Source organism: Sorangium sp. So ce448 (assembly GCF_051520915.1).
GTDB lineage: Bacteria > Myxococcota_A > Polyangia > Polyangiales > Polyangiaceae > Sorangium > Sorangium cellulosum_B.
This window is the reverse complement of sequence record NZ_CP150343.1, coordinates 11,717,098-11,742,353: the sequence shown is the minus strand read 5'-3', so window position 1 is coordinate 11,742,353 and position 25,256 is coordinate 11,717,098. Positions and strand designations below refer to the sequence as shown.

The following is a 25,256-nucleotide window of genomic DNA, read 5'->3' as shown; positions in this document are numbered from 1 at the left end:
TCCTTGTCAGTCCTTGTCAGTCCTCGTCAGTAACCGCCGTCGAAGCCGGGCGCGTCCTTCAGGTTGAACAGCACGCTGCGGAGATCGTCCAGATCGAACGGCTTCTCGAACACGGCCGAGGCGCCCAGGCTGCGCGCGGTCGCGTGGAGATGCGGGTGGCCGAACGCCGTGATCAGGATGACCGGCGGCCGCCGCCTCACCTCGGCGAGGCCCTCCAGGATCTCCATCCCTGAGAAGCAGGGCATCTGGATATCGCTGACGATCGCGTCGATCGGCTTCGGGGGCTCGTTCCCACCGAGGCAGGGCGCCACCTTGTCGAGCAGCTCGAGGCCGTTTCGCGCCTCGGACACCTCGAACCCGTCGCTGCGGAGCGCCATGGCGATCGTGGACCGGAAATCCTCGTCGTCTTCAGCCAGGACGATATGCTGACCTTTGCCGAACAAGCCGCAAGGCGGGACCAAGGGCTTATCGCCAATCCAGCTTTCCGTCAGGTTCATGGCAACTTCTCCTTCTTCTGGCCCGCCAACGCTGTGTCATTGGACCGTCTACAGCGGTCCTCGGAGCTCAGCCCCGCAGGATTTGCAGCGCCCGTGCCATGCTGTCCTGTCTTGCGGTGGAGCGGTCTCGACGGGCTCGACCCCGCTCGTTGGCGGGGCGCTGTTCGAGGCATAGGCGGCGCCGGCAGGGGCTCCCTTCGGGGCGGCAGGGGCATTTTGCTCGGGGCGGCAGGGGCATTTTGCCGCGCGAGGGGCAGATCACGCCCATGCGGGGGTGTGGGGGTGTCCGCGGGCGTCGAGGGACGTTCCGTCCCGCGTACGAGGCGGCCCCCCTGCCAGGGGTGAGGAGAGCGACGGCGGAGGGGAGGGGGAGGCGGGGAGGGGCTGGGCCAGCTACGGCGGCTCTCCAGGCTGGTCGCTTGGAGCGGGCGCTGGCCCGGGGGCGCTCGCGTCTACGTCTCAGCGGCCGCAGCCGCGGTGATGGTCGCGATCGTTGCGGTTGTCCTCGCAGTCAAGGTCGTCGCGGTGGGGGGCGCAGAGATAGCCGTTGTTGTACTTGTCGAGCATCTCGGACAGCGGCTTGCCGGTCACCCACGGCGCGTTCCTGCCGCAGTTGTCCTTCACGTTGCTGCCGAGCGGGTACTTCTTGAGCCATGCGTCGGCCTTGGCGATGGTGTCCTCGATGCAGCTCGACCGGTTGCCGATACCGACGTTGAGCTTGGCGACGATGAGGTGCTTCGCGATGATGTAGGTGACGTCACCCTTGGTCGGACGGCTGATGATGTCGAGGAGCTGAGCCTTCGTATAGGTCTTGCCGCCGATGGTCAGCTTCGTGATCTTCCAGGCGCTCGCGTGGTTCTTCCAGTAGCCGGGGGAGCCGGTGCCGGGGGAGGAGCACTTGCAGACGCCGCAGTCGGCCGCGCAGCTCGAGCAGTTCTCGACGCCCGCCTTGCAGACCCCGTCGCCGCAGACCGGCGGGCAGGCGCCGCAGTCGGCCGCGCAGCTCGAGCAGGTCTCACCGGCCTCGCAGACGCCGCTGCCGCAGACCGGCGGGCAGACGCCGACGTCGCTCGGGCACTCGAGGCAGTTCTCGCCGGCCTCGATGACGCCGTTGCCGCAGACCGCGGGGCAAGCGCCGCAGTCGCCTGTGCAGTTCGAGCAGTCCTCGCCGTTCTCGCAGACGTTGTTGCCGCAGACCGCGGGGCAGGCGCCGCAATCGTCCGAGCAGGTGCCGCAGTCCTCGCCGGCCTCGCAGGTGCCGTTGCCGCAGACCGGCGGGCAGGTGCCGCAGTCGGCCGCGCAGGTGCTGCAGCTCTCGCTGGCGTCGCAGGTGCCGTCGCCGCAGACGGGCGGGCAGACGTCGCAGTCGGCGCTGCAGCTCCCGCAGTCCTCGCCGATCTCGCAGGTGCCGTTGCCGCAGACCGGCGGGCAGGTGCCGCAGTCGAGGGCGCAGCTGGAACAGCTCTCGTCGCCGCCGCAGACGCCGTTGCCGCAGGAGAGCTGGTAACCGAAGTCCGCGTCGAGCAGGTCCTGTGCCCAGCCGAGCGAGACAACGCCCACGTTGTCGAGCCCGCCGTCGGGGTCGGCCGTCGGCTCCTGTCCGGCGAGCGGACCGCTCGCCATGAAGTTGTCGGGCGTGACGACCACGGAGTAGGTGCCCGCCGGGAGCGTGTCGAAGAGGTAGAAGCCGGGCTGGCCGGTGTAGGGGCTCGTGCCGGTGATCGTGAAGTCGACCAGCTGGGCCCCCTGGAACAGCTCGACACGGACGCCGTTGACGCCGAGCTCGCCGGTCTCCGGCTCGTAGAGCCCGTCGGCGTCGCTGTCGAGCCACACCGTGTCACCGATCGACGAGTACGTCACGTAACCGAAGTCGGCGTTGGCCACGTTCTCACCCGCGTCGAGGGACACGCCGAGCGGCTCGTCGTCGCTGGTCAGGAGATGGCCGAGCGGGAGCGTCGCGTCGTCGACGTCGACGACGTAACAGCCCGCCTCGAGCTCGGTGAAGCGGTAGACGCCGTTCGCGCCGGTCACCGCCGTCTGGAGCAGGGCGCCGTCGGCGACGCCGTCGCAGTTCGCGTCGCCGAAGAGGTCGACGACGACGCCGGAGATGCCGAGCTCGGAGGCGTCCTCGATGCCGTCCGCGTTGGCGTCGAACCACACCTTGTCGCCGATCGAGCCCTTCGGCGCCGTGTAACAGACCTCGAGGAGAGGCCGGTAAGACACATCGGTGTGGGCGCTGCCCTTGTACGACGTCTTCCCGCTGGCGCCCTCCTCGAGGAGGATCCCGTGGCTCGGCGCCGTCCCGTCCACCCAGTCCTGCACGATCCCGGTGAGATCGACCGAGCTCCACCCGGTGACGTTGGGCACGAACGAGGTGAACGCGGCGGGGTCCATGCCGCCGAAGTTGTTCCACGTGACGAGCGACTCGCTCCAGGGGGCGAGCACCTGGTGGACGTACACGGTCTGCGCGGTGCTCGTGTACGTCTGGGCGTAGAACGTGGCCGACGTGACGAGAGAGCCGGCGGGGATGGGGCTGAGATCGAAGCGGAATAGTGCGCGCTTCTCTCCGACCGAGCTGGAGTACCCGGTGTTGACCTCGAACGGGGTCGGGACGTGGTAGCTCGGGGCGAGGCTCCAGATCTCGGCGTTGTAGACGTCGCCCAGGACACCCCGCTTGATCACGGTGCAGGTGGGAGACGGAGCGGTCGTGTTGGCGAGGCCGGTGGCGGTGATGAACAGCGTGGCGAGCGCGACAGAAGATGCGATTGCGAACTGCTTCATTGGTAGCTCCTCGAGGTCCTCACGGGTGAACCATTGCTGGAGCGTCATCCGGACAGCAGGCGCCATGACACACGGGTCAGGCGAGGTCGGTTTCGCGGGCTCCGGTCGGAATGAGCCCCCGCGGGCTGATCAGGATCGAATCAAGTACGCGGGTGCCTCTGCTTCGATCGGAGAGCGGATGCGCAAGGTAACAGTGTGTAAGTTAGCAACTCAGAGGTGGAGATGTCCAGATCTTTTTGGCGGCAGGCGCGAGAAAAGTATCGAGTTGCGCAGTGACAATTTTGGGTCGTGCGGTGACGCTTTTTGGCTGTTTGCGGTTTGCTCGCGTCTGGTCGCGTTTGCTTGCGTCTGCTTGCGTCTGCTTGCGTCTGCTTGCGTCTGGTTACGATTCGTTACGGTTCGCGGAGACGAGCGCAGTCTGGCGCATCGAGTTCGAGGGCCAGATCGCTCGCCAGCTCGACGGCCGGTGCGCGTGCGCAGCTCGCGGTTCGCAGGGGGCGCGCGGCGCGTGCGGCGACGCTCAGCAGCCCTCTCCGACCCTTCGCAGGGGTCGAGGGACAAGCAGGATCGGATCAGGTACGCGGGAGTGCCTGACGAGATTTGATGCAGAATGCGCACGGGACCATCTTTCAATGTAACGAACTTTTACTTTGCCTGTCCAGATCCTTTTTCGCGGCGTGAGCATTTTGTACGGCTCTTGCTCTCGTGGCTCTCGTGGCTCTCGTGGCTCTCGGGCCCTGGTGAGGATGGCCCCGGGCGGTTGCGTGTAACGCGTTGCTCGTCACACACAGGCGCGCCCGTGACCTGCGCCTCGGGCCTGCGGGGCCCCGCCGCCCTGGACGCGGTGGCGGAACGAGCGGACCGCGCCGCCGCTCGCTGCGGTCATCTGGCCTCGCGCCTCGCGCCTCGCGCCTCGCGCCTCGCGCCTCGCGCCTCGCGCCTCGCGCCTCGCGCACCTCGCGCCGCACGGCGCTGCGCGGGCGGCGCTCCGAGCCTGCCGGCTGCCGCCCGCGCGCGGGCGCTGCTACGGTTCGCCTGTGCGACGCCCGCTGCTCGCCTCGTCGGCCCCGCTCCACGCGCTTCGCCTTGCGTCGCTCGCGTCGCTCGCGACCATCGCCATCGCCGTCGCCATCCCCCGCGCGGGCGCCGCGCAGGACCTGCCGACGCTGAGCGGGTCCTGGACCGCGAGCGCCCTCACGGAACAGTGGTCGGTCTCCGCCTGGGGGCAGGCATGCGGGCCCAGGCCTCGCCCGCAAGGCGCCCCGGGCGGCGCCGTGCAGATCCAGCAGCACGGCTCGGAGCTCTCGATCTCGGGCGCCGGACGGTCGTGGAGCACCGCCGAGTGCTGGGAGCAGATGCCCGGGCTCGCGCGGAGCAAGCACTCGGCGTCCGGCAACGCGCGCTCCTGGCAGACCCGCTGCACGACGCCGGCCAGCGATCCCCGCCGCGCCGTGGTCACCACCACGACCCAGGCGACCGACGCCAGCATCAACATGGTGGAGACGGGGCAGTACCAGTTCATCATCCAGGACACGACCTGCAGCGCCTCCGTCACGAGGACGCGGACCTACACGCTCGTCCGGCGCGAGGGCGAAGCGCCCCCCGCGGCGAGCGCCCCGCCGCCGGTGGCGAGCGCTCCGCCGCCGGCCGTGAGCGCTCCGTCCGCGGCGCCCGCCGCAGCCGAGAAGAAGCCCGCGGCCTCGCGCTCCTGCGACGCCCCCGGCGAGCCGGCGCGCCTCGAGGTCACGCCGTCGCGCAAGCTCATGCGGCCGGGCGAACGCTTCCAGTTCCGCGCGCTGGTCATGGATGCGGAGGGGTGCGCGCTCCCGACGAGGCCCACGTGGTCGATCGCGCCGGGGCCGCTCGCGTCCGCCGCGACGGTCGACGCGACAGGCGCCCTCTCGCTCGGCGCCGGCGCGGGCGAGGGGGCGCTCGGCCTCGTCGCGTCCGTCGCCGGCAAGGGGGTGACCGTCGCGATCGAGGTGACGAGCCCCGATCGTTACGACGCGCTCCTCACGGCGAGCGGGCTCAACGAGGACGGCGAGAGCGAGCAGGCCGCCGTCGTTGTGATCGCGGCCGGCACCATCGGCGGGCGCACGAGCTCGGGCGAGGACCTGGGACGCCAGCGCAAGAACCTGTTCGTGGCCATCGTGGGCGGGGTCGCGGCCTGCCTCGGATTTGCCGGGTTGATCCTGCTCCGCCGAGGCCGCCGGCGGACAGGAGGCGAAGTGGAAGGCCCGGCCTCCACGGCCGGCGCCGCCGGCGAGCCAGACGGCGCAGGCGCCGAGGGCGCGCCGGGGCCCTCGGGGGCCTCGCTCGCGGGCGCCGCAGGGCCGGCCGCGGCGCCGGTCCGGCCGACGCTGCGGGCTCGTGGAAAGATCTGCCCAACCTGCGGCGACCGCTATCCGAGCGAGGCGATGTTCTGCGGGAAAGACGGCACCCAGCTGCTGCTGCTCAATTGATCGCGCCACACTGCGCGCGCCGCGCGCGGACGTGGACGCGCGCTGCGTCATCGCGCGGCGCTGCGCCGGCGCCGATCATAAAAGAAGTCGCCGCCTTGATCGGCCTCGCGCCGTCCCGCTATTCTGCGTCGACCGACCGGGCCGCGTGATCGTGCGCGTGTGTGGTCGTTGAACCCATGCCCGCATGCCGGAACGGGAAGGGCGACAGTCGCATGAAGATTACGTGTGAGTCGTGCCAGGCCAAGTACACGATTGCCGACGAGAAAGTCGCCGGCAAGACGGTCAAGATCAAATGCAAGAAGTGCAACCACTCGATGGTGGTCCACGGCGCGAATGAGGCTGCCCCGGCCGCACCGCAGGACGCGACCGCGGAGCAGCAGGGCGACCTGTCGGATGACGCCGAGGCGAAGCTCGTGGCCGACGTGGGCGGCGCGCCCGCGGCGGCGCCCGACACGTGGACCGTCAACGTCGCCGAGGGCGACGAGCGGACCATGACGACCGCCGAGCTCGTGGCCGAGTACGCGCGCGGAGGCCTGAGCAACGACACGTACGTGTGGAAGGACGGGATGGGCGACTGGCTGCCGATCGCCAGCGTCCCGGAGCTCAAGGAGCGATTCTCCTCGCAGGAAGACGCGGCGCCCGCGCCCGCAGCAGCCGTCGCCGCGGCGGCGCCTGCTGCCGCGGCGCCCGCGATCGCGACGCCCATGCCCGCTGCCGCTGCGCGCGCTGCCGCGGCCGTCCCTGCTGCAGCTGCGCCGGCGGCCGCAGCGGCGTCTCCGCCCGCAGGGGTCTCTGCGCCGGCCGCCGCTCCGGCGCCCGCGGCTGCAGCTGCGCCGGTCCCCACGGCTCCGGCGCCTGCTGGGCTCAGGTTCGGGCCCGAGGGGACCGTGGTCATGAAGGACTCGCGGCGCGCCCTGAACCAGGCGGGGGCCGCGACCCCGGCGCCTGCGGCCGTCGCATCGGCGAAGGCCCCGGAAGCTGCGGCGCCGGCGAGCCCAGCGACCGCGGCGCCGGCGAGCCCAGCGGCTGCGGCGCCGGCCCCAGGCGGCGCACCGGCGCCAGCGGCTGCGCGTCGCGCGGCCCGGGGGGCCGCGGTCGACGTCTTCAGCGCCGCGGAGCGCGCCGAGGAACCCGCCGCGTCGGCCCCGTCCGCCCCGCCGCCGGGCTTCGATCGCCAGGTGGGCGAGCGCAACGAGAACTCGGTCCTCTTCTCGCTCTCGGCGCTCACCGCGACCGAGAACGCGGCGGCGGCCAAGCAGAAGGAAGAAGACGAGCTCCCGTCGGGCCGGCGTCCCTCGAACCGCCCCTCGAAGAACAACGGTCGAGCCGGCTATGACGACCTGCTGAACCTCGGCGGCGGCCCCATCGCCTCCGCGCCGATGCTCGCGCCGCCGCCGTTGCTGGCGCCGGTCACGGACTCGCGGCCGCCTCCCTCGATGTCGCTTCCGTCCAAGGCGTCGGTGCCGCCCGCGTCGCTGTCGTCGCTCTCTCCGCTCACGGCGCCGGAGGCCTCGACCAAGAAGGGCCGCACGGGTCTGATCGCGGCCGCGATCGCCGCGGTCGTGCTGATTGGCGGCGTCGCCTTCTTCTTCATGCAGTCGCCGACGCCGGAGGCGTCGACGGCCACGCCGGAGCAGGCGAACACCGCCCCCGCCGAGGTGCCGAGCCCTGCGCAGACGGAGGCGCCGGCGCCGACGCCTGCCGAGACCGCTGCGGCGGCAACGCCGTCCACGGCGGAGACGGCGGCGCCGTCCGCGGAGCCCACCGCCAGCGCCGAGGCCCCGAGCGCCGCGACGCCTGCCGCGGCGACGCCTGCTGCGGCGACGCCCGCCGCCGCGACGCCCGCCGCGGCGGAGAAGCCGGCGTCCGCGCCCGCTGCCGCGGCGGAGAAGCCGGCGGCATCGAAGCCGGAGCCGGCGGCGTCCGGTGGCGCCGAGTTCAACCGTGGCGCCGCGAGCTCGGCGCTCGGCGCGGCCGCTGGCTCCGCCAAGAGCTGCAAGAAGGCCGGCGGACCGACCGGGACCGGCAGGGTCAAGGTCACCTTCGCGCCGAGCGGCAGCGTCACGTCGGCCGAAGTCCAGGGGGCGCCCTTCGCCGGGACCAGCGTCGGCGGCTGCGTCGCCAGGCTGTTCCGCAGCGCGCGGGTGCCTGCCTTCGGCGGGGGCTCGGTCTCCGTCAGCAAGTCCTTCACCATCAACTGATCAACGGATCGCGGCACGGGCGCGGACGCGCCCGCGAGAGGCCCTCGCGGCGTGCTGGAGGGCTTCCTTCAGGCGCGGGGTCCCGCCGCGGCAGCGGGGCCGAGGGCTCCTGTCGCGCGCAGGGCCTGCGTTGCGCGCCGGGAGGCTTCTGACGCGCGCACCAAGGTCTCTGCCAGCGGCGCGGAAAGGCCTCCGATGCGCGCCGGGAGGCTTCTGACGCGCGCACCAAGGTCTCTGCCAGCGGCGCGGAAAGGCCTCCGATGCGCGCCCGGAGCTTCCGTCTCACCGGGGAGGAGGAGACGACATGGGCGGTGCTCGTGATCAGGGCAGAGCCGCTCGGGCGGTAGCCACGGTGCGGTCCAGGGGGACGGTTCCCCGGCATGGCGAGCAAAGCGCCTGTTCAGCGCAATCCCAAATCACTCGGTAGATATCCCCGTAATTCAGGGGTGGAGCCACGTCGCCGGTGCGCGGCGCCTTCGTGGGCACGCGATGACACCCATTCCTTCTGTTGGCCTGCGGGACGGCAACGCTGACTTGAGGCAACCGAGCCAGGTTGGGCCAGCAGCACGTGCGCGTGTGAGGGACGATTGAGAGATGAGATGGCTTGCCTTGTCGTAATTGCGCGGCACCGCTCGATGTCATCTCATGAATCGTGTCCGAAAATAGATTTCTTTTTCATGGTCAACCCGTCTGCGACTTGCTAGCGAATCGGCCTCAGAGACGGCGCGCCGCCGACTCCATAGTGGGCGGTGCAAGACAGACGCTTGTTTTCCGCGCCGCGGAGGCGCTTGCCCCATCACGACGGCCGGTTGCACACGCCGGCCAGGAGGATCGACCCATGGGCGTGCACGTGATTCTCGCCGCCAAGGTGCGCGCCGGGGGCGGTGGTGAACGATGACGCCCACCCCTCATGACGCTCTGTTCAAGTCCACGTTCAGCCAGCCAGAGCACGCGGCTGCGGCGCTGCGCCAGGCGTTGCCTGCCACCCTGGCGACCCACATCGACTTTGCGTCGCTGGCGTTGCAACCTGGCAGCTTCATCGACGAGGCGCTCGCCGCGAGCCACAGCGATCTGCTCTTCACCGCCAGGCTGGAGCGAGCGTCGCTGTTCGTCTATGTGCTCTTCGAGCACCAGAGCACGACGCACCCGCTGATGGCGTTTCGGCTGCTCACGTACATGGTGCGGATCTGGCAAGGTTATCTGGAGCGCCACCCGAGGGCGACGCTCCTCCCGGCGATCCTGCCGGTGGTGCTGCATCACAGCGAGGGTGGCTGGAGCGCGGCGGTTTCGTTCCAGGATCTGCTGAACGTACCGCCGGGGACTCTGTCACTGATGGCCGAGTATGTGCCGCAGTTCCGCTTCGTGCTGGACGACATCAGCCAGGAGACGGACGCGGCGCTACGCGCGCGGGCGATGACGGCGCTGGGGCGGCTGGTGCTGTGGTGCTTCCGGCATGCGCGCGATCCCGAGGATCTGGTGGAGCGCCTTTCGGCGTGGCGCGACGTGGTCCAGGAGGTGCGTCGGGCGCCTCACGGAGGGGCTGCGCTCGTGCGCGTGTGGCGGTATATCTTGAGCATCGCCGACCCGCGGCAGCCCGACAAGCTGCTGCCGAGGCTGCTCGTGGCGGCGGGACCGGATGCCGAGGAGGAGATCGTGACCATCGCAGATTACCTTCGCGAGGAGGGCCGGCTGGCAGGCGAGCGAGAGGGCCGGCTGGCAGGCGAGCGAGAGGGCCGGCTGGCAGGTGAGCGAGAGGGCCGGCTCGAGGGGCAGCGGAGCACGTTGCTGAAGCTGCTCCGGCTGCGCTTCGGCGAGCTGCCGCAGCCGATCGAGGCGCGCATCCGCGCCGCCGACGCCGCGCAGATCGAAGGCTGGACCGAGCGTGTGCTCACCGCGCCCACGCTCGACGACGCCTTGGCCGAGCGCTGACGCGGCGGTGATCGTCTACCCCCTGCGCCGCCGGTAGAGCAGACCTGCCAGCGCGAGCCCCGCGAGCCAGCCGGCGCTCCCATCCCGGCCTCGCGGGCTGGCCGCGCAGGGGCCGAGCATGCCGCTGCCGGCCGCGTAGAAAGACTCCGGCACAACGGCGACCTCGGTCGGCGGCGCGCCCGGGGCGTCGCCGTTGCCGTCCGTCGGATCGGCGCTGACCGGCGCGCCGAACGCGCCCGCCGCGGCGATCTTCGCCTGGTTCTTGATGAGGTCCGGCGCGTCCGCGTCGACCGTCACCTCGAAGCGCACCGTGACGCTGCCGTCGACAGGGATGCTCCCGCCCTTCGCGCCGTCCGCCCCATCCCCGAGCCAGAACGTGACAGTCCGCGTCGCGGGATCGTACTGCCCGAGGTCGTCGCCAGGCGCGTCCGTCTGGGGACCGGCGTTCGGCCCATCGACGATCGACAGCGAGCCAGGGACGAACGTCACCCCGGCAGGCAGCGCGTCCGTCAGCACCGCGCCCACGGCCTCGTCATTGCCCGTGTTCGTCGCCGTGATGCGGTATTCGACGGCGTCCCCGCGGTAGGTCGGCAGCCCGCCGAGATCCGTGGCCACCTTGCTCGATTTGCTGAAATCAGGGCCATAGTTGGAGATCGACGTCACCCACCCCGCGAGGAAATAGAGCTCGTCCCTGCTCGTGGCGACGAGCGTGGCCCGATCGTCCCCCGGCTTGAGCTTCGCGCTGACATCCACGATGTCGATGTCGACCCCCGACATGCTCTGAGGCGTGCCCGGGATCCTCGGGAGATCACCCTCCACCGACACCGGCTTCCCGAGCGCAGAACGGGTGCTGTTGAAGAAGTTGTCCGCGGGGTTCAGCTCGTCGCTCAGCGCCTCGGCCAGATCGGGCTTCCCCGGGTTCTTGGGGTTGAAGAACACGCTGTCACCGGTGTTCGAGTTGTCACCCTCGAACGCGACGATGCCCAGCTTCGCCACGAAGCCGGCGTCGGGCACCTTGAAGCCCGAGAGCTCGACCTGCTGCCATCCCACGTTGGAGACCCGGTCGAGCCCGTCGAACAGCGCGAGGTTGCGCATCGGCGATCTCGGCGCCTCGTAGAACACGACCATCCACCACGCCACGAAGACAACGTCGTCGTCGCTGTCCCTCACGTCGACGACGTCCACGCCGCCGACCCGGTAGGCCCCGGCGCCGCTCTCCTTCACGATCGAGGTGATGTCGGCGACGGACTGGTAGTTGTGCGACTCGTTGGGTTTCCCCTGGTTGATCACCGTCTCGACCGAGTCGATGGCGGTCACCGTGCCGTCGTAGCCGCCCGCGTGGTGGAGCTCCACCTCCGGATCGGCGCCGGCGGTGTTGCGCGCGGCCCAGTACAGGAACGCGTGCGTCACCGTCGCCCCCTCGGGCAGCGTCAGCACCGCGGTCGTGCGCGCCATCTCCGGGGTGATATCGAGGCTCGCCTCCGCCTGGCCGTCAGCAGGCGAGTCGGACCGCCAGAAGAGATCGGGCCCCGACTCGACGGTCGACTGGCCGCATGCGCCCATCGTGCCCTCCGTGGGCCTCGGCGTCGCGGAGCGGCACTCCTGCCCGATCGAGCTCCCGATGAGGGCGAAGTCGCCCTGCTGATCGACCTGTACACGCAGCTTGGGCTCGGCCGTCGCGCTGGCGGTCGTGAGCCCGATCAGCGTGAGGGACGCGAGCCCCGTGATGCTCAACTGCTTTCTCATCGATCCTCTCCGGTCTCATCAGCCTGCGGCTTGTACGCGGCCTTCTTGATGATGTTGAACTGGACTCGTCGGTTCCGCTGCCTCCCGGCCTCCGTCGCGTTGTCGTCGATGGGCTGCTCCCGGCCGTAACCCTGGGCCGTCAGCCGCGTCGAATCGATGCCGCGGCGGACCAGCGCCGCCATGACGGAGTTGGCGCGGTTCTGCGACAGGATCCTGTTGTGCTCCACCGTGCCCCGGTTGTCGGTGTGACCCTGGATCTCGATGAGCACGATCTCCGGGTGCTCCTTCAGCACCTCGGCGACCTCGTCGAGCAGCGGATCGCTCACCGGCTTGATGGTGGCCTTGTCCGTGTCGAACTGCACCTGCTGGAGGATCACGACGTGCTTCTCGGTCACGCGCACCGCCTTCGGGCAGCCGTGCTTCTCCGGGTCCGGATCCGCGAAGCCCTTCTCCCGCGGGCAGGCGTCCGTGTCGTCGCGGAACGTGTCGCCGTCGGTGTCGCGCGGGCAGCCGTTCTTCGCCGGGTCCTTCGAGCGGAGCCCCTTGACGTCAGGGCAGGCGTCCTCGGCGTCGGCCACGCCGTCGTCGTCCCGGTCCTGCGGGCAGCCGTTCTTCTTCGGGTCGTCGCTGCGCACGCCGGCGACGGCGGGGCAGGCGTCCTCGGCGTCGACGATGCCGTCGGCGTCGCGGTCCGGCGGCGGCGGGCAGCCGTTCTTCTTCGGGTCGTCGCTGCGCACGCCGGCGACGGCGGGGCAGGCGTCCTCGGCGTCGACGATGCCGTCGGCATCGCGGTCCGGCGGCGGCGGGCAGCCGTTCTTCTTCGGGTCGCCGCTGCGCACGCCCGGCACGCTCGGGCACGCGTCCTCGGGGTCGCCGATGCCGTCCCTGTCCCGGTCGGTCGGTTGCTCCGGCGTGAAGGCGGCCATCGCGACGGCGCGCACGTCCGGCGTCCCGATCCCCGAGGTGATCCCCGGCCCGACGCCGATGCCCGCCTCCATGAAGGGCAGGAATCGATACCTCGCGTCGAGGAGGAGCTCCGCGTTGGTCGAGCGACTGCTGATGTCCTCGAGCACCATCGCGGCGCTGAGCTCCGGCCCCACCTGGAGCCGGCCGTCCAGCGCGAGGAACCCGACGCCGCCGCCCAGCGTGAGCATCGTCCCCTGCGCCACGCCGCCGAACGACTGGGAGCGCCGGACCTCGGTGCCCAGCGCGGTCGACCAGACGAGCCGATCCATGCGGCCGCCGGCCGCTACATACGGCATCGCCCGGACGCTCCCGTCGCTCACGAACGAGTCGTCCGCGCCGGTCGGCAACCAGAGGTAGGCGCCGACGGCGAGCTGGAACGGGTCGTGGTACGCGCCATGGATCTGAAAGCGCGCGCCGAGCCGCACGTCGCCGAGCGCCGCGCCGCTCGGCGACGGGAACTGCTGGCCGCCGCCGCTCGGGCTCTCCCCGGACTGCAGCGCGGTGAGCGGCGCATCGAGGTCGACGCTCAGCTTGTTCCAGAGCGGGAGCGACGCGCCCAGGTGGAACGTGAGCTGATCGCTGACGACCGCGCCGATCTCCGCGCCGTCGCGCTCGCGCCGCAGGACCAGCGGGTTGCTCGCGTAATCGGCGAGCAGCATCACATGCGGTGTGAGGTGCCCTGCCACGAACGGCGACGGCACGCTGAACATGCGATCCCCGGCCGGCGCCGGCACGAAGCGGCTCAGGGCCATGCCCCCGGGGTTGACCGGCGCGTCCTGCCCGTACGCGGGCGCGGGAAGGAGAGGGGCAACGACGAGAGCGGCCAGCGCGGCGGCAAGCGAACGGAGAGGCCAAAGTCTCATGAGGTGGCACCCTGCATCGGCGGGTTTCGCATGACGATATAAGACGCTGTCGCGGACGAGTATACAGGTCGGCAAGTGCGGAGTCTTGAGCAACGAGCGACGTCGTCCGCATGTTCGTAGGACTTGCGCGCACCTCCCCGGACCATTCCCCGACCATTCCGCGCCACCCCCGGCGCCATTCCCCGATCCGCTGAACGAACGAGAGGCGATCGCGCGCAGGCGGCGCGCGCTTCATCGCAGCGACGCCGCCGCGAGCGGGCCGTGCCGCGCGGGCGAAGCGGGCCTCGTCCAAAGATCGGATATCCCACGCTGCCCGCCGGACGACTGCAAAGAGAGGGACCGTCGAGCCGCAGAGAGGGCCGGGAGAGCCCCTGTCGCCGCGCCGGCGCGCCGCACGCCTCGCCCGGCGCGCCCCTCGTGGCGCCTGTCCGCCGCGCGGCGAGCGCGCTCGGCGCACGCCGCTCACCGAGCTCGCGGCGCGCCGGGCGCTCGAACCGGCGCGGCCTTCGAGGGCGCGCCTCGAACGGCGCGGGGTCCGATCCGGACGGAGGACCTGCCGGACGGGACAGGGGGCGCTCGGGCGCCTGCGCTCTGGACGCCGAGCGGCTATGGTTGGCGGGACATCGCGATGGGCACCCTCCTCAAGCGCGCGCTCGACCAGGCGGCGGTCTGGCATCGAGCCCAGAAGCGCAAGTATCCGAACGCCGACGTCCCCTACATCAGCCACCTCGCCGGCGTGGCGGTCCTGCTCGCGCGCCACGGCTTCGACGACGAGGTCGTCGCGGCCGGCGCGCTGCACGACGCGATGGAGGACCAGGGCGTCACGTTCGACGAGCTGAGCCAGCGCTTCGGCGATCGCGTCGCCACGCTCGTCCGCCACGTGACCGAGCAGGACAGGGCGCTGCCCTGGGAAGACCGCAAGCGGCTCTATCTCGAGGCGTTCCCGAAGAAGCCCTGGGAAGCGCAGGCGATCACGCTGGCTGACAAGATAGACAACTTCCAGTCGATCATCGTCTGCGCGCGCGAGCACGGCGATCCGTGGTCGATGTTCAAGCGCGGCAGGGACATGCAGATCGCGAGGTTCGAACAGCTGCGCGCGATGTGCCGCGGCCTGCCGCCGCACCCGCTGCTCGACGAGTACGGGGCCGTGCTCGACGAGCTCCTGTCGATCGGCTGAGCGGCTGAGCGCCGGATCCGCGGGGGGCTCGACGACGCGCTCCGGAGCCTCGGGCTCGGCGGCGAGCGGAGCTCCGCCCGCGGCCAGGAGATCCTGGAGATCGAGGCCTCGGAGACACGGTGTGTCGCGAACGTGCACGAGGTGACGGCGACGCGCGCCGGACTCCGGAGAGGCCCTCTCGGGGCTGCGCGCTCGGCGAGAGCAAGCGCGAAGGGCCCAGAGCTCCCGTGAGCCGCCCCGCCCCGCTCCGTACCCGATCGGGGTCACTCGCGCCCTCCGCTCCCTCGATGTGAGCACGACGAGCACCCCTCCTACCCGTCCCGGGCGAGCGACAACCACCCTGATCCCGGCCGGCGCTGCGTTCCGGAGCGGCCGGGGCGCGCGCGTCCACGGCCGCTCACCGGCACATGCGATGCACCGGCCGAGGGGAGCTCCTCCAAGGAGGCACCGATGAAGCTTCTATCTCCCCGCCACCATGGATACGTCGATTACGCGGTCGTCGTCCTGCTCGCGCTCGCGCCGCTCGCGCTCCGCCTCGATCCGGTGCCCACGGCGGTCTGCTACGTCGCCGCCGTGGCGCACCTCGTCGTGACGCTGCTGTCCGATCAGCCGCTCGGCGCGGCCAGGATGATCCCGTTTTCGGTGCACGGCGCGCTGGAGACCTCCCTCGCCGCCGCGCTCCTCGCGTCCCCCTGGCTGTTCGGGTTCTCCGCCGAGCTCCCGGCGCGGACCTTCTTCGTGGTCGCCGGGCTCGCGCTCGTGCTCGTCGCCCTCACCACGAGGTACTCGACAGGCGCCGCCTCCCGGCAGGAGCGGTACGACCGCTACGATCGCTGAGCCGCGCGGGCGGCGCTCAGCAGGCGGAGACGGCCGCCTGCGCCTCCCGCATCACCTCGGGCCAGGCCGGATCCGCGCGCGACACCTCCATGGCGATCGCCAGCGGATCCTCGCCGGCCGCGATGGCGAGGCGCGCGGCGGCGGAGCCGGTGAGCAGATCGAAGGCCGGGATCGTGTCGACGTACTCGTACCGCTCGGTGCGGAAGCGGAACTGCTCGGGCTGCTGCCTGCAGGCGAACGCGATGAGCGCGACGTACGTCGCGACCGGGAGGAAGGCGCGCGGATCGGTGACGTGGATCTGGACGCCGCCGCAGATCTTGCCCGCGTGCTTCTGGAAGGTGGGCCGGAAGGTGAGCGGCCGCGCGACGAAGCCCGGCAGCGCCGTGGACGCGAGGCGCGCGGCGAGATCGCGGCCGTCGAGCCAGGGGGCGCCCACGATCTCGAACGGGCGCGTCGTGCCGCGGCCCTCCGACAGGTTCGTCCCCTCCAGCAGGCAGCCGCCCGGGTAGACGAGCGCGGTGTCCGCCGTCGGCATGTTGGGCGACGGCAAGACGAACGGGCGATCCCACCCGGACGCGAGCGCCTCGCGGCGGTGACCCTCGACCGCCACGACCTGCAGCCCGCAGGCGACGTCGCCGAGCGGGATGCCCTCGCGCCGCGCGAAGAGCGCGACCAGCTCGCCCACCGTGAGCGAGTGGCGGATGGGCACCGGCTCCAGGCCCACGAACGACAGGAACCCCGGCGCCTGCGTCGCGCCCTCGACGCTCTCCGCCGCGCCCCCGAGGGGGTTCGGCCGGTCGAGCAGCACGACGTGCACGCCCGCCGCGTGGGCCGCCCGCAGCGCGAGGAGCGCCGTCCAGACGAACGTGTAGTACCGCGCGCCGACGTCGGCGAGATCGATGAGGAGCACGTCGATCTGCGCGAGATCCGCCGCGGAAGGCGAGAGATCCTCGAAGCTCTCGCCGTACAGGCTGACGATGCCCGCGCCGGAGCGCGCGTCGACGCTGCTCATCACCGTCGCCATGTCCTGCGCCTCGCCGCCATAGCCGTGCTCCGGGCCGAAGAAGAGGCGCGGGCGCAGGCGGAGGCGCTCGAGGACGAAGGCGATGTGGGTCAGCTCGCGATCGACGCTCGCCGGGTGCGCAAGCACCCCCAGGCGAGTCGAACGGAGGCGCTGGAGCTGCGGAAGATCCGGGAGGCGGTCCAGTCCGACGTGCACGTCGCTGTGCTACCAAGGCCAGCGCGGGCCGTCCATGCGTCCGCGTTGGATTCTGTGTGACGCGCGCGCGGCGACGGGCGGCGTCACTCCTCGGGGGTGCTGTCCGCCGGCGCGCCGAGGTCCATCGGCGCGCCGTCGTCCGCCGAGCCTCCGTCGGAGGGCCCCGCCGGCCAGGCCTCCTGCCCGTCGTCGCGCAGGTGGATGCGCTCGAGGTAGAGCCCGTCCGGCGGCGCCGTGATCCCTGCGTCGCGCCGGTCCAGCGACGAGAGCGCGCGCGCGATCGCGCCGGGCGCGAGGTGGCCGCGCGCCACGTCCATCAAGGTGCCGACCAGGATGCGCACCATGTTGTGCAGGAACGCGTTCCCCTCGACGTCGATCCGCACGACGCGCGGGTCCGCGGGATCGAGCGACAGCTCGACGCCGTACAGCGTCCGCACCGTGGTCGTCCGCTCGTCCGCGCTCGTCCGGAACGCGGCGAAGTCGTGGGTGCCCTTCGCGGCGAGCGCCTCGGCGCGCGCCCGCTCGATCGCCTCGTCCGTGATGCCCTCGACCCGCCAGGCGCGACGGCTGAGGAACGGGTCGCGGACCAGGTCCCGGAGGACCAGGTAGCGGTAGCGCTTGCGGAGGCTCTCGAAGCGCGGCGAGAACCCGAGGCGCACCACGGCCGCGCGCCGGATCACGATCTCTTCCGGGAGGTGGCGCGCCGTCGCGAGCACCCAGCCGCGCGGCGGCAGCGGCGCTGTCGTGTCGAAGGCGACCCGCTGGTCGCGCGCGTGGACGCCCGCGTCGGTGCGGCTCGCGCCGCGGATCTCGCGGATGCCGGGGTCGATGACGCGCAGCGCCCCGAGCAGCTCTCCCGAGACCGTGCGCTGGTCGCGCTGGCGGGCGAAGCCCGCGAACGGGCGCCCATCGTAGGCGACCGAGAGCAGGATCCCCCGGCTCGAAGCGGCGCTCCTCGCCACGGCGCGATCGACGCGCGCGGCCTAGCCGCCGCTCCCCCCGGCGCCGCCCGCGCCGCCCGAGCCGCCGGCACCGCCCGAGCCGCCGGCACCACCCGAGCCGCCGGCACCACCCGAGCCGCCGCTTCCCCCGTCGCCGTCCGAGCCGCCGTCGCCGCCCGTGCTGGCCGAGGAGGTCCGCGACGCATACCCCTTGACGCACTCCAGGTTGACGAGGCCCTCCGCGTTCTTGCAGCACTCCTCAGGGGCCGACAGCTGGCCATTCACCACGCAGGCCGGGAGCTGATAGCAGCCGGCCCGATCGTTCTCGATTCCCTGGTCGGCGTTGACGTTGTTGTCGCAGAGCGCCGTGGTTCCTTCATCGACGTGGCACGCGGCGCTCTGCAGGACGAGCGGCGCGAGCGCGAGCGCGAGGAGGAGCAAGCTGGCCATCCGGGTGGGGAGCGTTCGCATCGGCTGCTTCCTATTGCTTGATGGTGAAGTTGATCGGAACGTTCACCACGACGCATCCGCTCTGCGGCGGAGGCAGTGATTTGCCGCGGAAACGTCCCAGGACGCAAGACGCAATCTCGCCCGAGCCCACCGTGTCGTTGAGGATCGAGGCGCTGCACACCGCGCCGTTGGAGGCGACCTGCACGCTCACCGTCAGCTTGCCGGAGACCTCCGAGGTGCGCAGCGCGCGGTTATAACAACCCTGCGCCGAGCGGGCGAGCCCCAGGACGGCCGAGTCGAGCGCGGGCGAGGTCGCGCCGTCGCCGCACTTGCCGGAGCAAGGCGACTTGCCGGTGGCGGCCGGGGCCTGCCCCGACGCGACCTTGCCGGCGTCCACGCCGGCGTCCTCGACCTCCTCGACGGGCGGCGGCGGCGGGGGCGCGAACAGCGGCGGAGGCTCCGCGGGCTTCGTCTCGGCGGGGACAGCGGCGGTCGGCGCGGCCGGCGGCGCGGCCGGCTCCGGGCGAAGCTTCCAGTAGAGCAGGCCCGCCATGAGCGCAGCAAGGACGACCATTCCTGCGATGTAAGGCCCAGGGCCGCCGGATTTTCCCGGGATCTGCTGGGACGACGGAGGCATCGATGCGGACACGTTGAGAAGTCCTCCCGGAGAGACGCGCGAGGTCCGGCCGCTTCGGCGGGACCGTCGTGCGCCGGAGCCGAGACGCGGGCGCGTCCGGCGGGGGCGAGTCTACAAGGGCGGGCAGGGAAGCGCGCCAGGAAACTGGATGCGCCCCGGATGAACGCGACAGCGCCGCGCGCAGGTGGCTCAGCGCGTGTAGAACGACACCGCGGTGTCACCGTAGGCGCGGCTCGCGGTGCAGGTGAGCCCGGCGATCTCCGGGGAGGGATCGCGGCGCGCGTGCTCGAGGACGAGGCGCCCTTCCGGGGCGAGCAAGCCGAGCGGGCCGGCGAGGCGCGCGGCCGCGGCGGCGGCCTTGGCCAGGACGGCGTAGGGCGGATCGAGCAGGGCGAGGTCGAAGGGGCCCTCGTCGCGGAGCAGATCGAGCGCGCGCTCGACGGGGAGCGGGACGACCCGCGCCGCCTCGTCGAGGCCGAGCGCGGCGAGGTTCTCGCGGAGCACGGCGAGCGCGGGGCGGCCGCTCTCGACGAAGACCGCGCGCCGCGCGCCGCGCGAGAGCGCCTCGATGCCGAGCGCGCCGGTGCCGGCGTACAGGTCGCAGACGAGCGCGCCGGTGACGTCGCCGAGCGAGGAGAAGAGCGCCTCGCGCACGCGGTCCGCCGTCGGCCGCGTGCCCTCGCCGCGCGGCGCGGCGAGCCTCCGCCCGCCGAGCCGGCCGGCGATCACCCGCACGGTCGTCCCCCCGTCATCGCGGGCAGCGAGGCAGAGCTCACCAGCGGTACGTCACGTCGACGCCGCCGCCGCCGAGGCCGACGCTGGGCTGCACGCTCCAGCCGGCGCGCTCCGCGCGCTGGCCGTCGCTCGTCACGAGCAGGTACGCGCCGACACCCGCGGACGCCACCGCCAGCGGGTAGAAGACGTACTGGAGCGCCATGAACGTGTCGGCCCTCTCGCAGAGATCGATGCCCCTGCGGGCGGTCTTCGCGTCGGCGGTGAAGTCGTCCTGGATGGCCCTGCGGTTCTCGAGCGCGCAGACGTCCTCGACGTTCTCCATGAACAGCCCTCGATAGGCCACGTACCGCGCGTCGTTCTGGATGCTCGCGACCTGGACGGAGCTGATGACGGCGACGGAGCCGAACACCGCCCCCGCGCCGAGGCCGATGAACCCGCCCATGCGCTTCCAGTTGGTCTGCGTCGATTCGGCTGGCATCTGGCTGAGCGCGACGTCCGTCGTGGCGACGGGCAGGACCACGACCGACGCCTGGGAGTCGAGGAAGCCGGCCGACTTCACGCGCACGTCGTGCGGCCCGGCCGTGACCGTGAAGGTCGCCTCGCCGTTGTGCACGTTGCCGGCGGGCTTTCCGTCGATGAAGACGCTCGCCTGCGCGGCGCCCGTCCTCACGCGAAGAGCGCCGCTCGGCGGCCCACCGGTCAGCTTCGCGATCGCCTCCGCGGCGATCTTGCGGAGCGGCTCGTCGTTGGCCTCGGTGAGGTTGGCGCTGTACTTCACCGGCACGCTCGATTCCGGCTTGCCGCGGGTCCAGAGGTGCAGCTCGCCCTCGACCTCGGTGTCGCTCTTGCGGAGCATGCCCCAGATGTAGCGGTCGCTCTTGATCTGGTCGGCGATGCGGGCCTGGCAGCCCGCGTCGGGCCGATCGTCGCACTGGAGGGAGAGCGTCAGGACCTCGAGCGAGAAATCCTCCTCGCGGACCGACCACCCCGGGGCGTCCTTGATCGCGGAGCGGAGCGCCTGGGTCAGCGCGCCGGCCTGGTCGTAGGCGTCGTCTGTCCGGAGGACGACGACGGTGATCGGCAGGGCGGTGGGCGACGGCTCCGCCGCACGGGCGGCGTTGCTGCAGGCGAGGAGGGCCACCACGGCAGCGAGACCGGTCCTCTGTGCGCGCGTCATCAATGTGGTCCTGGGCTCCACGCGCCCAAGTTACCCGCCCGGCGGCCAGGAAGGCAATCCGTGAGCCGGCGAGGCGGCGCGGCGGCGCGATCGCGATGTCGGCGCGGTGAGGCGAGGCGGCGCAATCGCGATGCCGACGCGGCGAGCCGGCGGCGACCACGACGAGGAGCCGGCGAGCCCACGCTGCGCGGGCGGCTTTTTTCGTTTCGCCCACGATTGCGTCGTGTCAGAGCGTCCCGAGCGTCCCAGGCGTCGGCCCGCCCTGCAGCGCGGGCGCCGCGCTATTCTGCCTGTCCATGAAGGTCCCTCGACACATCTTCCGCGAGTACGACATCCGCGGCGTCGCCGAGCGCGACCTCACGAGCGAGCTCGCGCGCGAGCTCGGCGCCGCGTTCGCCCTGCTCCTCGGCCGCGAGCTCGCCGCGGGGGCGCCTCCTGGTCGGGCTCGGCCGAAGGTGGCGGTCTGCCGGGACGGCCGCCTCTCGAGCGACCGGCTGTTCTCCGCCCTCACGGACGGCCTGCTCGCGAGCGGCGCCGACGTGATCTCGGCGGGGGTCGGGCCGACGCCGCTGCTCTACTTCGCGGCGCACCACCTCCACGCCGACGGCGCGATCATGATCACGGCGAGCCACAACCCGGCGCCGGACAACGGGTTCAAGCTCATGCGCGGCAAGGCCTCGTTCTTCGGCGCGGACATCCAGGCGCTCGCCGACCTCATCGAGCAGGGCGGCGCCGATGGATCGAGCGCCGCGGCGGCGCGGGGCGCGCTCACCGAGGTCGATCTCGCGGAGGACTACATCGCGGCGGTGCGCGCCGCGGCCCGCCTGTCCGGCACCGACGTCCGCTTCGTGATCGACGCAGGCAACGGCGCGGCAGGCCCGCTCGGCGTCCGGACGCTCGAGGCGCTCGGCTTCGCGCCGGACCCGCTCTTCTGCGACATCGACGGCCTCTTCCCGAACCACCACCCGGACCCGACCGTGCCCGAGAACCTCGAGGCGCTCCGCGCCCGCGTGCTCGCGACCGGCGCCGCGCTCGGCGTCGCGTGGGACGGCGACGGCGATCGGATCGGCGTGATCGACGAGCGCGGCGAGGTGCTCTGGGGGGACAAGCTGCTGCTCCTGTTCGCGCGCTCGCTCCTCGCGGAGCGCCCCGGCTCGGCCGTGCTCGGGGAGGTGAAGTGCTCCGCGACGCTGTACGCCGACATCGCCGCGCGCGGCGGGCGCCCCATCCTCTGGAAGACGGGCCACTCGCTCATCAAGACCAAGATGAAAGAGGAGGGGGCCCTGCTCGCCGGCGAGATGAGCGGGCACATGTTCTTCGCCGATCGGTGGTTCGGGTTCGACGACGCGATCTACGCGACGGTCCGCCTGCTCGAGATCGTCGCCCGGGCGCGGCGGCCCCTCGGCGAGCTGCTCGCCGACGTGCCGGAGACCTTCGCCACCCCCGAGATCCGCGTCGACTGCCCCGACGCCGTGAAGTTCGAGGTCGTCCGCCGCGTGACGGAGCACTTCCGCCGCGCCCGTCCGGTCGTGGACATCGACGGCGCGCGCATCGACTTCGGCGGCGGGGCCTGGGGCCTCTGCCGCGCCTCCAACACCGGCCCGATCCTGGTGCTGCGGTTCGAGGGGCGGTCCGCCGCGGACCGCGACGCGGCCCGCGCCGAGGTCGAGGCCGTCGTCACCGCCGCCGTCCGCGACGCCGTCGCCGCCGCCCCGCTCCCGTGACCATGTCCGAAGGCGAGCAGCAGAGCGAGGCCTGGACGATCCGGCGCGTGATCACCTGGGCCACGGGCGACCTGAAGAAGCGCGGCGCGTCCTCGGCGCGCCTCGACGCCGAGCTCCTGCTCGGCAAGGTGCTGGGCATCGATCGCGTCGGGCTGCTCATCGACGCCGAGCGGCCGCTCGACCGGGCCGAGCTCGCCGCCTACCGCGAGCTGCACCAGCGCCGCCGCGCCGGCGAGCCGGTCGCCTACCTCCTCGGTGTGCGGGAGTTCTACGGCCGCCCGTTCCGCGTCGATCCGCGCGTGCTCATCCCCCGCCCCGACACCGAGATCCTCGTCGAGGTCGGCCTCGCCCGGACGAGGGACCTCGCCCTCTCCGCGCGCGTGCTCGACCTGTGCACCGGGTCCGGCTGCGTCGCCATCAGCCTCGCGTGCGAGCGGCCGACCAGCCGCGTCCTCGGCGTCGACATCTCGGACGGCGCGCTCGCCGTCGCCCGCGAGAACGCGCTCCGCCTCGGCGCGGTCAACGCGGGGTTCCTGCGCTCGGATCTCTTCGCCGGCGTGCCGTCCGGCCTTCGCTTCGATCTGATCACCGCGAACCCACCGTACATTCCGGACGAGGACGTCGCCGCGCTGCAGATCGACATCCGCGGCTACGAGCCGCACCTCGCGCTCGCGGGGGGCCCGGACGGCCTCGTCTTCACGCGCCGGATCGTCGAGGGCGCGCCGGCCTTGCTCGCCGCCGGCGGGGTGCTGGCCATGGAGGTCGAGGCCGGCAAGGCGGGCGCGGTGGCAGAGCTCTTCGCCGCGGCGGGGTTCGGCGGCGTCTCGAGGCACCTCGACTACGGCGGGCACGAGCGCGTCGTCTCCGGCGTCCTGCCCTGAGCGCCCGCCGCGCGGAGAGTGGACAGAGGGCGAGAGCGGGCGCGGCGGCCGCATAGCGCGCCTCCGCGAGGGCCGCGCAGCGCGCACGCCTCGGCGAGGATGGGGCTGGCGCGCCGTATGCACAGCGACGCACGGCGAGGGTGGCGTGGCGCAGTCGGTGGCGGGGGGCTCGGCGGTGGCCCGCGCGCCGCCGGCTGCCTGCGCCGCCCCCGAGCGCGTTCACGCCGCGAGGCGAAGAGGTGTCCCATGAGGCAGGTGGATCCCAGGCCGGAGAGCTCGACGGCAGATCTCGTGAAGGAGGCGATCGCCGAGGCCAGGGAGCTGATGCAGGTCGAGGTCGCGCTGGCGCGCGACGAGATGAACGAGGAGATCTCGCGGGCGAAGGCGTCGTGCGTCGCTCTCGGCGCCGCGGCGGCCGCGGCGCTCCTCGGGGTCGCGCTGGTGCTCGTCGCGATCGCGCTGGCGATCGCGCCGGAGCCGCTGCCGGCGCTGCTGATCGGGCTCGCGTTCATCGCGCTGGCGATCGTGGTGGGCGTGGTCGGCTACCAGCGCGCGCCGAGGAGGCCGCTCGAGAGGACCCGCGGCCGCCTCGGGGCGGACGTCCGGCTGGTCCGGGAGCTCGTATGAAGGGGCTGAACGGTCAACGCGCGGACTTCGAGCGCAGGGCGGACGAGCTGCGCGACCGGCTGATGCACACGATCGAGGCGCTCGATCGGCGGCGCCACGCGCTCGTCGACGTGCGGTCGCGGGTGCGCCGGCACGGCCCCGAGGTGCTCGCCGGCGGGCTCCTGCTCGCGATCGCGGGCGGCGCGGCGGCGATCGCGCTGATCAGGCAGGCGCGCGCGCGCAACGAGCGGCTTAGCGGCGAGCGCCTCCGCGCGCTCGTGCGCTTCTGGCGGCACCCGGAGCGGGTGGCGCCGCGCGGCAAGCCGAGCGTGTCCCGCGAGATCGGCCGGAGGATCCTGGTGGGCATGGCGTCGTACGTGGCGATGCAGCTCATCCGGCGCGGCGTCCGGCTCACGCTGGCGCTCCCGGAGGGGGACGCGCAGGCGCGGCGGAGCCCGCTCGAGCTCAGCGCCGCGACGTCGAGGACCAGGCCGCCGTCCGGTCAGGGCCCGGTGTAGAGGGCGGTGCGCCACCCGAGGTAGAACCCTGGCTGGCGGACGGACGTGCTCCACGTGTAGTCGGCGTAGAGCCACGGGCCCATCGCCACCTTCCAGAGCCGGATCCCCTCGTAGAACACGCCGCCTCCGATGCGGGCCGGCAGGGCGCCGTCGATGACCTCGGCGCCGTCGGCGTCGGCGGTCGTGTACGCGACGCCCGTGCCGGCGTCGAAGGCGACGCCGACGTCCCTCCACCGATCCGCGAGCGAGAAGAGCGGGAAGACCTCGGTGTGGAGCATGAACCCGCCTGTGAGGGAGGTGTGGTCCGCGGCGCTCAGGCCGTTTCCGCCGAAGGCCGCGCCGAACGTGAGCCAGTCCGCGAGCGCGCCGCCGATCCAGACATAGCCTCCGCCGCCGATCCCCACGCCGGTCTCGGTGTAATGGCGCTCGAACCCGATCTTCTGGACGTCGTTCGGGAAGCCGGCGGCGCTCCCGAGCGCCAGGCCTCCGGCGATGCCCGCGGCGAGCCCGCCGCGGCGCACGGCCGGTCGGGGCGCGAACAGCGGGTCGGCGGCGGGCGTCTCCTCGGACGCCGCCGGCTGCGCCGCTGCGGCCGCGGGGAGCAGGCTGAGGCCAAGGAGCGCCGGCAGCGCGAACGTGCGCGCGCGTCGGAGGTGGCGGAGGTGGCGGAGGTGGGGACACGTCGCCATGGGCTCCCTTTCCTATACGATGACGCGGGGCTCGGCATCGCAATCCTGCGGCTCATCGAGGGCGGGCCGCCTCGACGAACGCGGCGCGCCTGGCCCTTGGGCGCTCGCCGACCGATCGGTTGACGAACACCTCCACCGAGGATCGTTCCGCTGCAGACGGACGTGTCGCCGATGCCTGAACGCTGAGATCTCATGTGTCCCCCATCGACGAATCGTGGAG

General features: G+C 72.3%; 20 protein-coding genes. 9 read left to right on the top strand and 11 right to left on the bottom strand.

Going from position 1 to position 25,256, the window contains the following annotated elements; all coding sequences use genetic code 11:
• Positions 1-26: 26 nt before the first annotated feature.
• Complete coding sequence (locus WMF45_RS44445) at positions 27-497, bottom strand: response regulator (protein ID WP_437295895.1); 471 nt, start codon at positions 495-497, stop codon at positions 27-29.
• Between the two features lie 459 nt (positions 498-956).
• Positions 957-3,278: an SdrD B-like domain-containing protein gene (locus WMF45_RS44440; protein ID WP_437712772.1), complete on the bottom strand. Its 2,322-nt coding sequence runs from the start codon at positions 3,276-3,278 to the stop codon at positions 957-959.
• Positions 3,279-4,315: 1,037 nt separating this feature from the next.
• Between WMF45_RS44440 and WMF45_RS44435 the strand changes: the two genes are divergently transcribed.
• From WMF45_RS44435 to WMF45_RS44425, 3 genes are all read left to right on the top strand, one after another.
• Positions 4,316-5,740, top strand: coding sequence for a hypothetical protein (locus tag WMF45_RS44435; protein ID WP_437712770.1), 1,425 nt, complete (start codon positions 4,316-4,318; stop codon positions 5,738-5,740).
• A gap of 212 nt (positions 5,741-5,952) precedes the next feature.
• On the top strand, positions 5,953-7,941 hold the full coding sequence (locus WMF45_RS44430) for a zinc-ribbon domain-containing protein (RefSeq protein ID WP_437712768.1): 1,989 nt from the start codon (positions 5,953-5,955) through the stop codon (positions 7,939-7,941).
• A gap of 894 nt (positions 7,942-8,835) precedes the next feature.
• Positions 8,836-9,870, top strand: coding sequence for an Rpn family recombination-promoting nuclease/putative transposase (locus WMF45_RS44425; protein WP_437712766.1), 1,035 nt, complete (start codon positions 8,836-8,838; stop codon positions 9,868-9,870).
• 15 nt (positions 9,871-9,885) lie between these two features.
• Here WMF45_RS44425 and WMF45_RS44420 read toward each other — a convergent pair whose 3' ends face one another.
• Entirely contained in the window at positions 9,886-11,616 is a 1,731-nt protein-coding gene (locus WMF45_RS44420) for a DUF3344 domain-containing protein (protein WP_437712764.1), read from the bottom strand.
• A complete protein-coding gene (locus WMF45_RS44415; RefSeq protein WP_437712762.1) occupies positions 11,613-13,445 on the bottom strand; it encodes an OmpA family protein in 1,833 nt (610 codons plus the stop codon). The genes WMF45_RS44420 and WMF45_RS44415 overlap by 4 nt, the downstream gene beginning before the upstream one ends.
• A gap of 628 nt (positions 13,446-14,073) precedes the next feature.
• Here WMF45_RS44415 and WMF45_RS44410 point away from each other — a divergent pair.
• Complete coding sequence (locus tag WMF45_RS44410) at positions 14,074-14,622, top strand: HD domain-containing protein (RefSeq protein ID WP_437712760.1); 549 nt, start codon at positions 14,074-14,076, stop codon at positions 14,620-14,622.
• 450 nt (positions 14,623-15,072) lie between these two features.
• Positions 15,073-15,459, top strand: coding sequence for an SPW repeat domain-containing protein (locus WMF45_RS44405; RefSeq protein WP_437712758.1), 387 nt, complete (start codon positions 15,073-15,075; stop codon positions 15,457-15,459).
• A gap of 16 nt (positions 15,460-15,475) precedes the next feature.
• Here WMF45_RS44405 and WMF45_RS44400 read toward each other — a convergent pair whose 3' ends face one another.
• From WMF45_RS44400 to WMF45_RS44375, 6 genes are all read right to left on the bottom strand, one after another.
• Positions 15,476-16,678 carry an exo-beta-N-acetylmuramidase NamZ family protein gene (locus WMF45_RS44400; RefSeq protein WP_437712756.1) on the bottom strand — a complete coding sequence of 401 codons (1,203 nt, stop codon included), beginning with the start codon at positions 16,676-16,678 and terminating at the stop codon, positions 15,476-15,478.
• An 83-nt stretch (positions 16,679-16,761) separates the two neighbouring features.
• The gene (truA, locus tag WMF45_RS44395; protein WP_437712754.1) at positions 16,762-17,640 is read right to left on the bottom strand and encodes a tRNA pseudouridine(38-40) synthase TruA; all 879 of its coding nucleotides are present in this window, start codon (positions 17,638-17,640) and stop codon (positions 16,762-16,764) included.
• Positions 17,641-17,661: 21 nt separating this feature from the next.
• Positions 17,662-18,090, bottom strand: a complete 429-nt coding sequence (locus tag WMF45_RS44390; RefSeq protein WP_437712752.1) for a hypothetical protein — start codon at positions 18,088-18,090, stop codon at positions 17,662-17,664.
• A gap of 10 nt (positions 18,091-18,100) precedes the next feature.
• Positions 18,101-18,643: an AgmX/PglI C-terminal domain-containing protein gene (locus WMF45_RS44385; protein ID WP_437712750.1), complete on the bottom strand. Its 543-nt coding sequence runs from the start codon at positions 18,641-18,643 to the stop codon at positions 18,101-18,103.
• A 252-nt stretch (positions 18,644-18,895) separates the two neighbouring features.
• A complete protein-coding gene (gene rsmD / locus WMF45_RS44380; RefSeq protein ID WP_437712748.1) occupies positions 18,896-19,441 on the bottom strand; it encodes a 16S rRNA (guanine(966)-N(2))-methyltransferase RsmD in 546 nt (181 codons plus the stop codon).
• A gap of 37 nt (positions 19,442-19,478) precedes the next feature.
• Positions 19,479-20,585 (bottom strand): hypothetical protein, encoded by a 1,107-nt coding sequence (locus WMF45_RS44375; protein WP_437712746.1) that lies wholly within the window; start codon positions 20,583-20,585, stop codon positions 19,479-19,481.
• Positions 20,586-20,914: 329 nt separating this feature from the next.
• Between WMF45_RS44375 and WMF45_RS44370 the strand changes: the two genes are divergently transcribed.
• From WMF45_RS44370 to WMF45_RS44355, 4 genes are all read left to right on the top strand, one after another.
• Positions 20,915-22,342: a phosphomannomutase/phosphoglucomutase gene (locus WMF45_RS44370; RefSeq protein ID WP_437712744.1), complete on the top strand. Its 1,428-nt coding sequence runs from the start codon at positions 20,915-20,917 to the stop codon at positions 22,340-22,342.
• 2 nt (positions 22,343-22,344) lie between these two features.
• Positions 22,345-23,223 carry a peptide chain release factor N(5)-glutamine methyltransferase gene (gene prmC / locus WMF45_RS44365; protein WP_437712742.1) on the top strand — a complete coding sequence of 293 codons (879 nt, stop codon included), beginning with the start codon at positions 22,345-22,347 and terminating at the stop codon, positions 23,221-23,223.
• A gap of 246 nt (positions 23,224-23,469) precedes the next feature.
• Positions 23,470-23,850 carry a phage holin family protein gene (locus WMF45_RS44360; protein WP_437712740.1) on the top strand — a complete coding sequence of 127 codons (381 nt, stop codon included), beginning with the start codon at positions 23,470-23,472 and terminating at the stop codon, positions 23,848-23,850.
• Positions 23,847-24,347, top strand: coding sequence for a hypothetical protein (locus tag WMF45_RS44355; protein ID WP_437712739.1), 501 nt, complete (start codon positions 23,847-23,849; stop codon positions 24,345-24,347). Before WMF45_RS44360 ends, WMF45_RS44355 begins: the two co-directional genes overlap by 4 nt.
• On the opposite strand, the gene WMF45_RS44350 is transcribed toward WMF45_RS44355, so the two are convergent.
• The gene (locus WMF45_RS44350; RefSeq protein ID WP_437712737.1) at positions 24,332-25,036 is read right to left on the bottom strand and encodes a hypothetical protein; all 705 of its coding nucleotides are present in this window, start codon (positions 25,034-25,036) and stop codon (positions 24,332-24,334) included. The two genes, WMF45_RS44355 and WMF45_RS44350, sit on opposite strands and share 16 nt — an antisense overlap.
• Between the last annotated feature and the right edge of the window lie 220 nt (positions 25,037-25,256).

What these genes read in the sequence shown, in the direction of transcription:
- WMF45_RS44410 (WP_437712760.1), top strand. Translation starts at nt 14,074, where the DNA reads ATGGGCACCCTCCTCAAGCGCGCGCTCGACCAGGCGGCGGTCTGGCAT.
- WMF45_RS44370 (WP_437712744.1), top strand. Translation starts at nt 20,915, where the DNA reads ATGAAGGTCCCTCGACACATCTTCCGCGAGTACGACATCCGCGGCGTC.
- WMF45_RS44430 (WP_437712768.1), top strand. Translation starts at nt 5,953, where the DNA reads ATGAAGATTACGTGTGAGTCGTGCCAGGCCAAGTACACGATTGCCGAC.
- WMF45_RS44420 (WP_437712764.1), bottom strand. Translation starts at nt 11,616, where the DNA reads ATGAGAAAGCAGTTGAGCATCACGGGGCTCGCGTCCCTCACGCTGATC.
- WMF45_RS44415 (WP_437712762.1), bottom strand. Translation starts at nt 13,445, where the DNA reads ATGAGACTTTGGCCTCTCCGTTCGCTTGCCGCCGCGCTGGCCGCTCTC.
- WMF45_RS44390 (WP_437712752.1), bottom strand. Translation starts at nt 18,090, where the DNA reads ATGCGAACGCTCCCCACCCGGATGGCCAGCTTGCTCCTCCTCGCGCTC.
- WMF45_RS44440 (WP_437712772.1), bottom strand. Translation starts at nt 3,278, where the DNA reads ATGAAGCAGTTCGCAATCGCATCTTCTGTCGCGCTCGCCACGCTGTTC.
- WMF45_RS44405 (WP_437712758.1), top strand. Translation starts at nt 15,073, where the DNA reads ATGAAGCTTCTATCTCCCCGCCACCATGGATACGTCGATTACGCGGTC.
- prmC (WP_437712742.1), top strand. Translation starts at nt 22,345, where the DNA reads ATGTCCGAAGGCGAGCAGCAGAGCGAGGCCTGGACGATCCGGCGCGTG.
- WMF45_RS44385 (WP_437712750.1), bottom strand. Translation starts at nt 18,643, where the DNA reads ATGGTCGTCCTTGCTGCGCTCATGGCGGGCCTGCTCTACTGGAAGCTT.
- WMF45_RS44425 (WP_437712766.1), top strand. Translation starts at nt 8,836, where the DNA reads ATGACGCCCACCCCTCATGACGCTCTGTTCAAGTCCACGTTCAGCCAG.
- WMF45_RS44350 (WP_437712737.1), bottom strand. Translation starts at nt 25,036, where the DNA reads ATGGCGACGTGTCCCCACCTCCGCCACCTCCGCCACCTCCGACGCGCG.
- WMF45_RS44360 (WP_437712740.1), top strand. Translation starts at nt 23,470, where the DNA reads ATGAGGCAGGTGGATCCCAGGCCGGAGAGCTCGACGGCAGATCTCGTG.
- WMF45_RS44355 (WP_437712739.1), top strand. Translation starts at nt 23,847, where the DNA reads ATGAAGGGGCTGAACGGTCAACGCGCGGACTTCGAGCGCAGGGCGGAC.
- WMF45_RS44445 (WP_437295895.1), bottom strand. Translation starts at nt 497, where the DNA reads ATGAACCTGACGGAAAGCTGGATTGGCGATAAGCCCTTGGTCCCGCCT.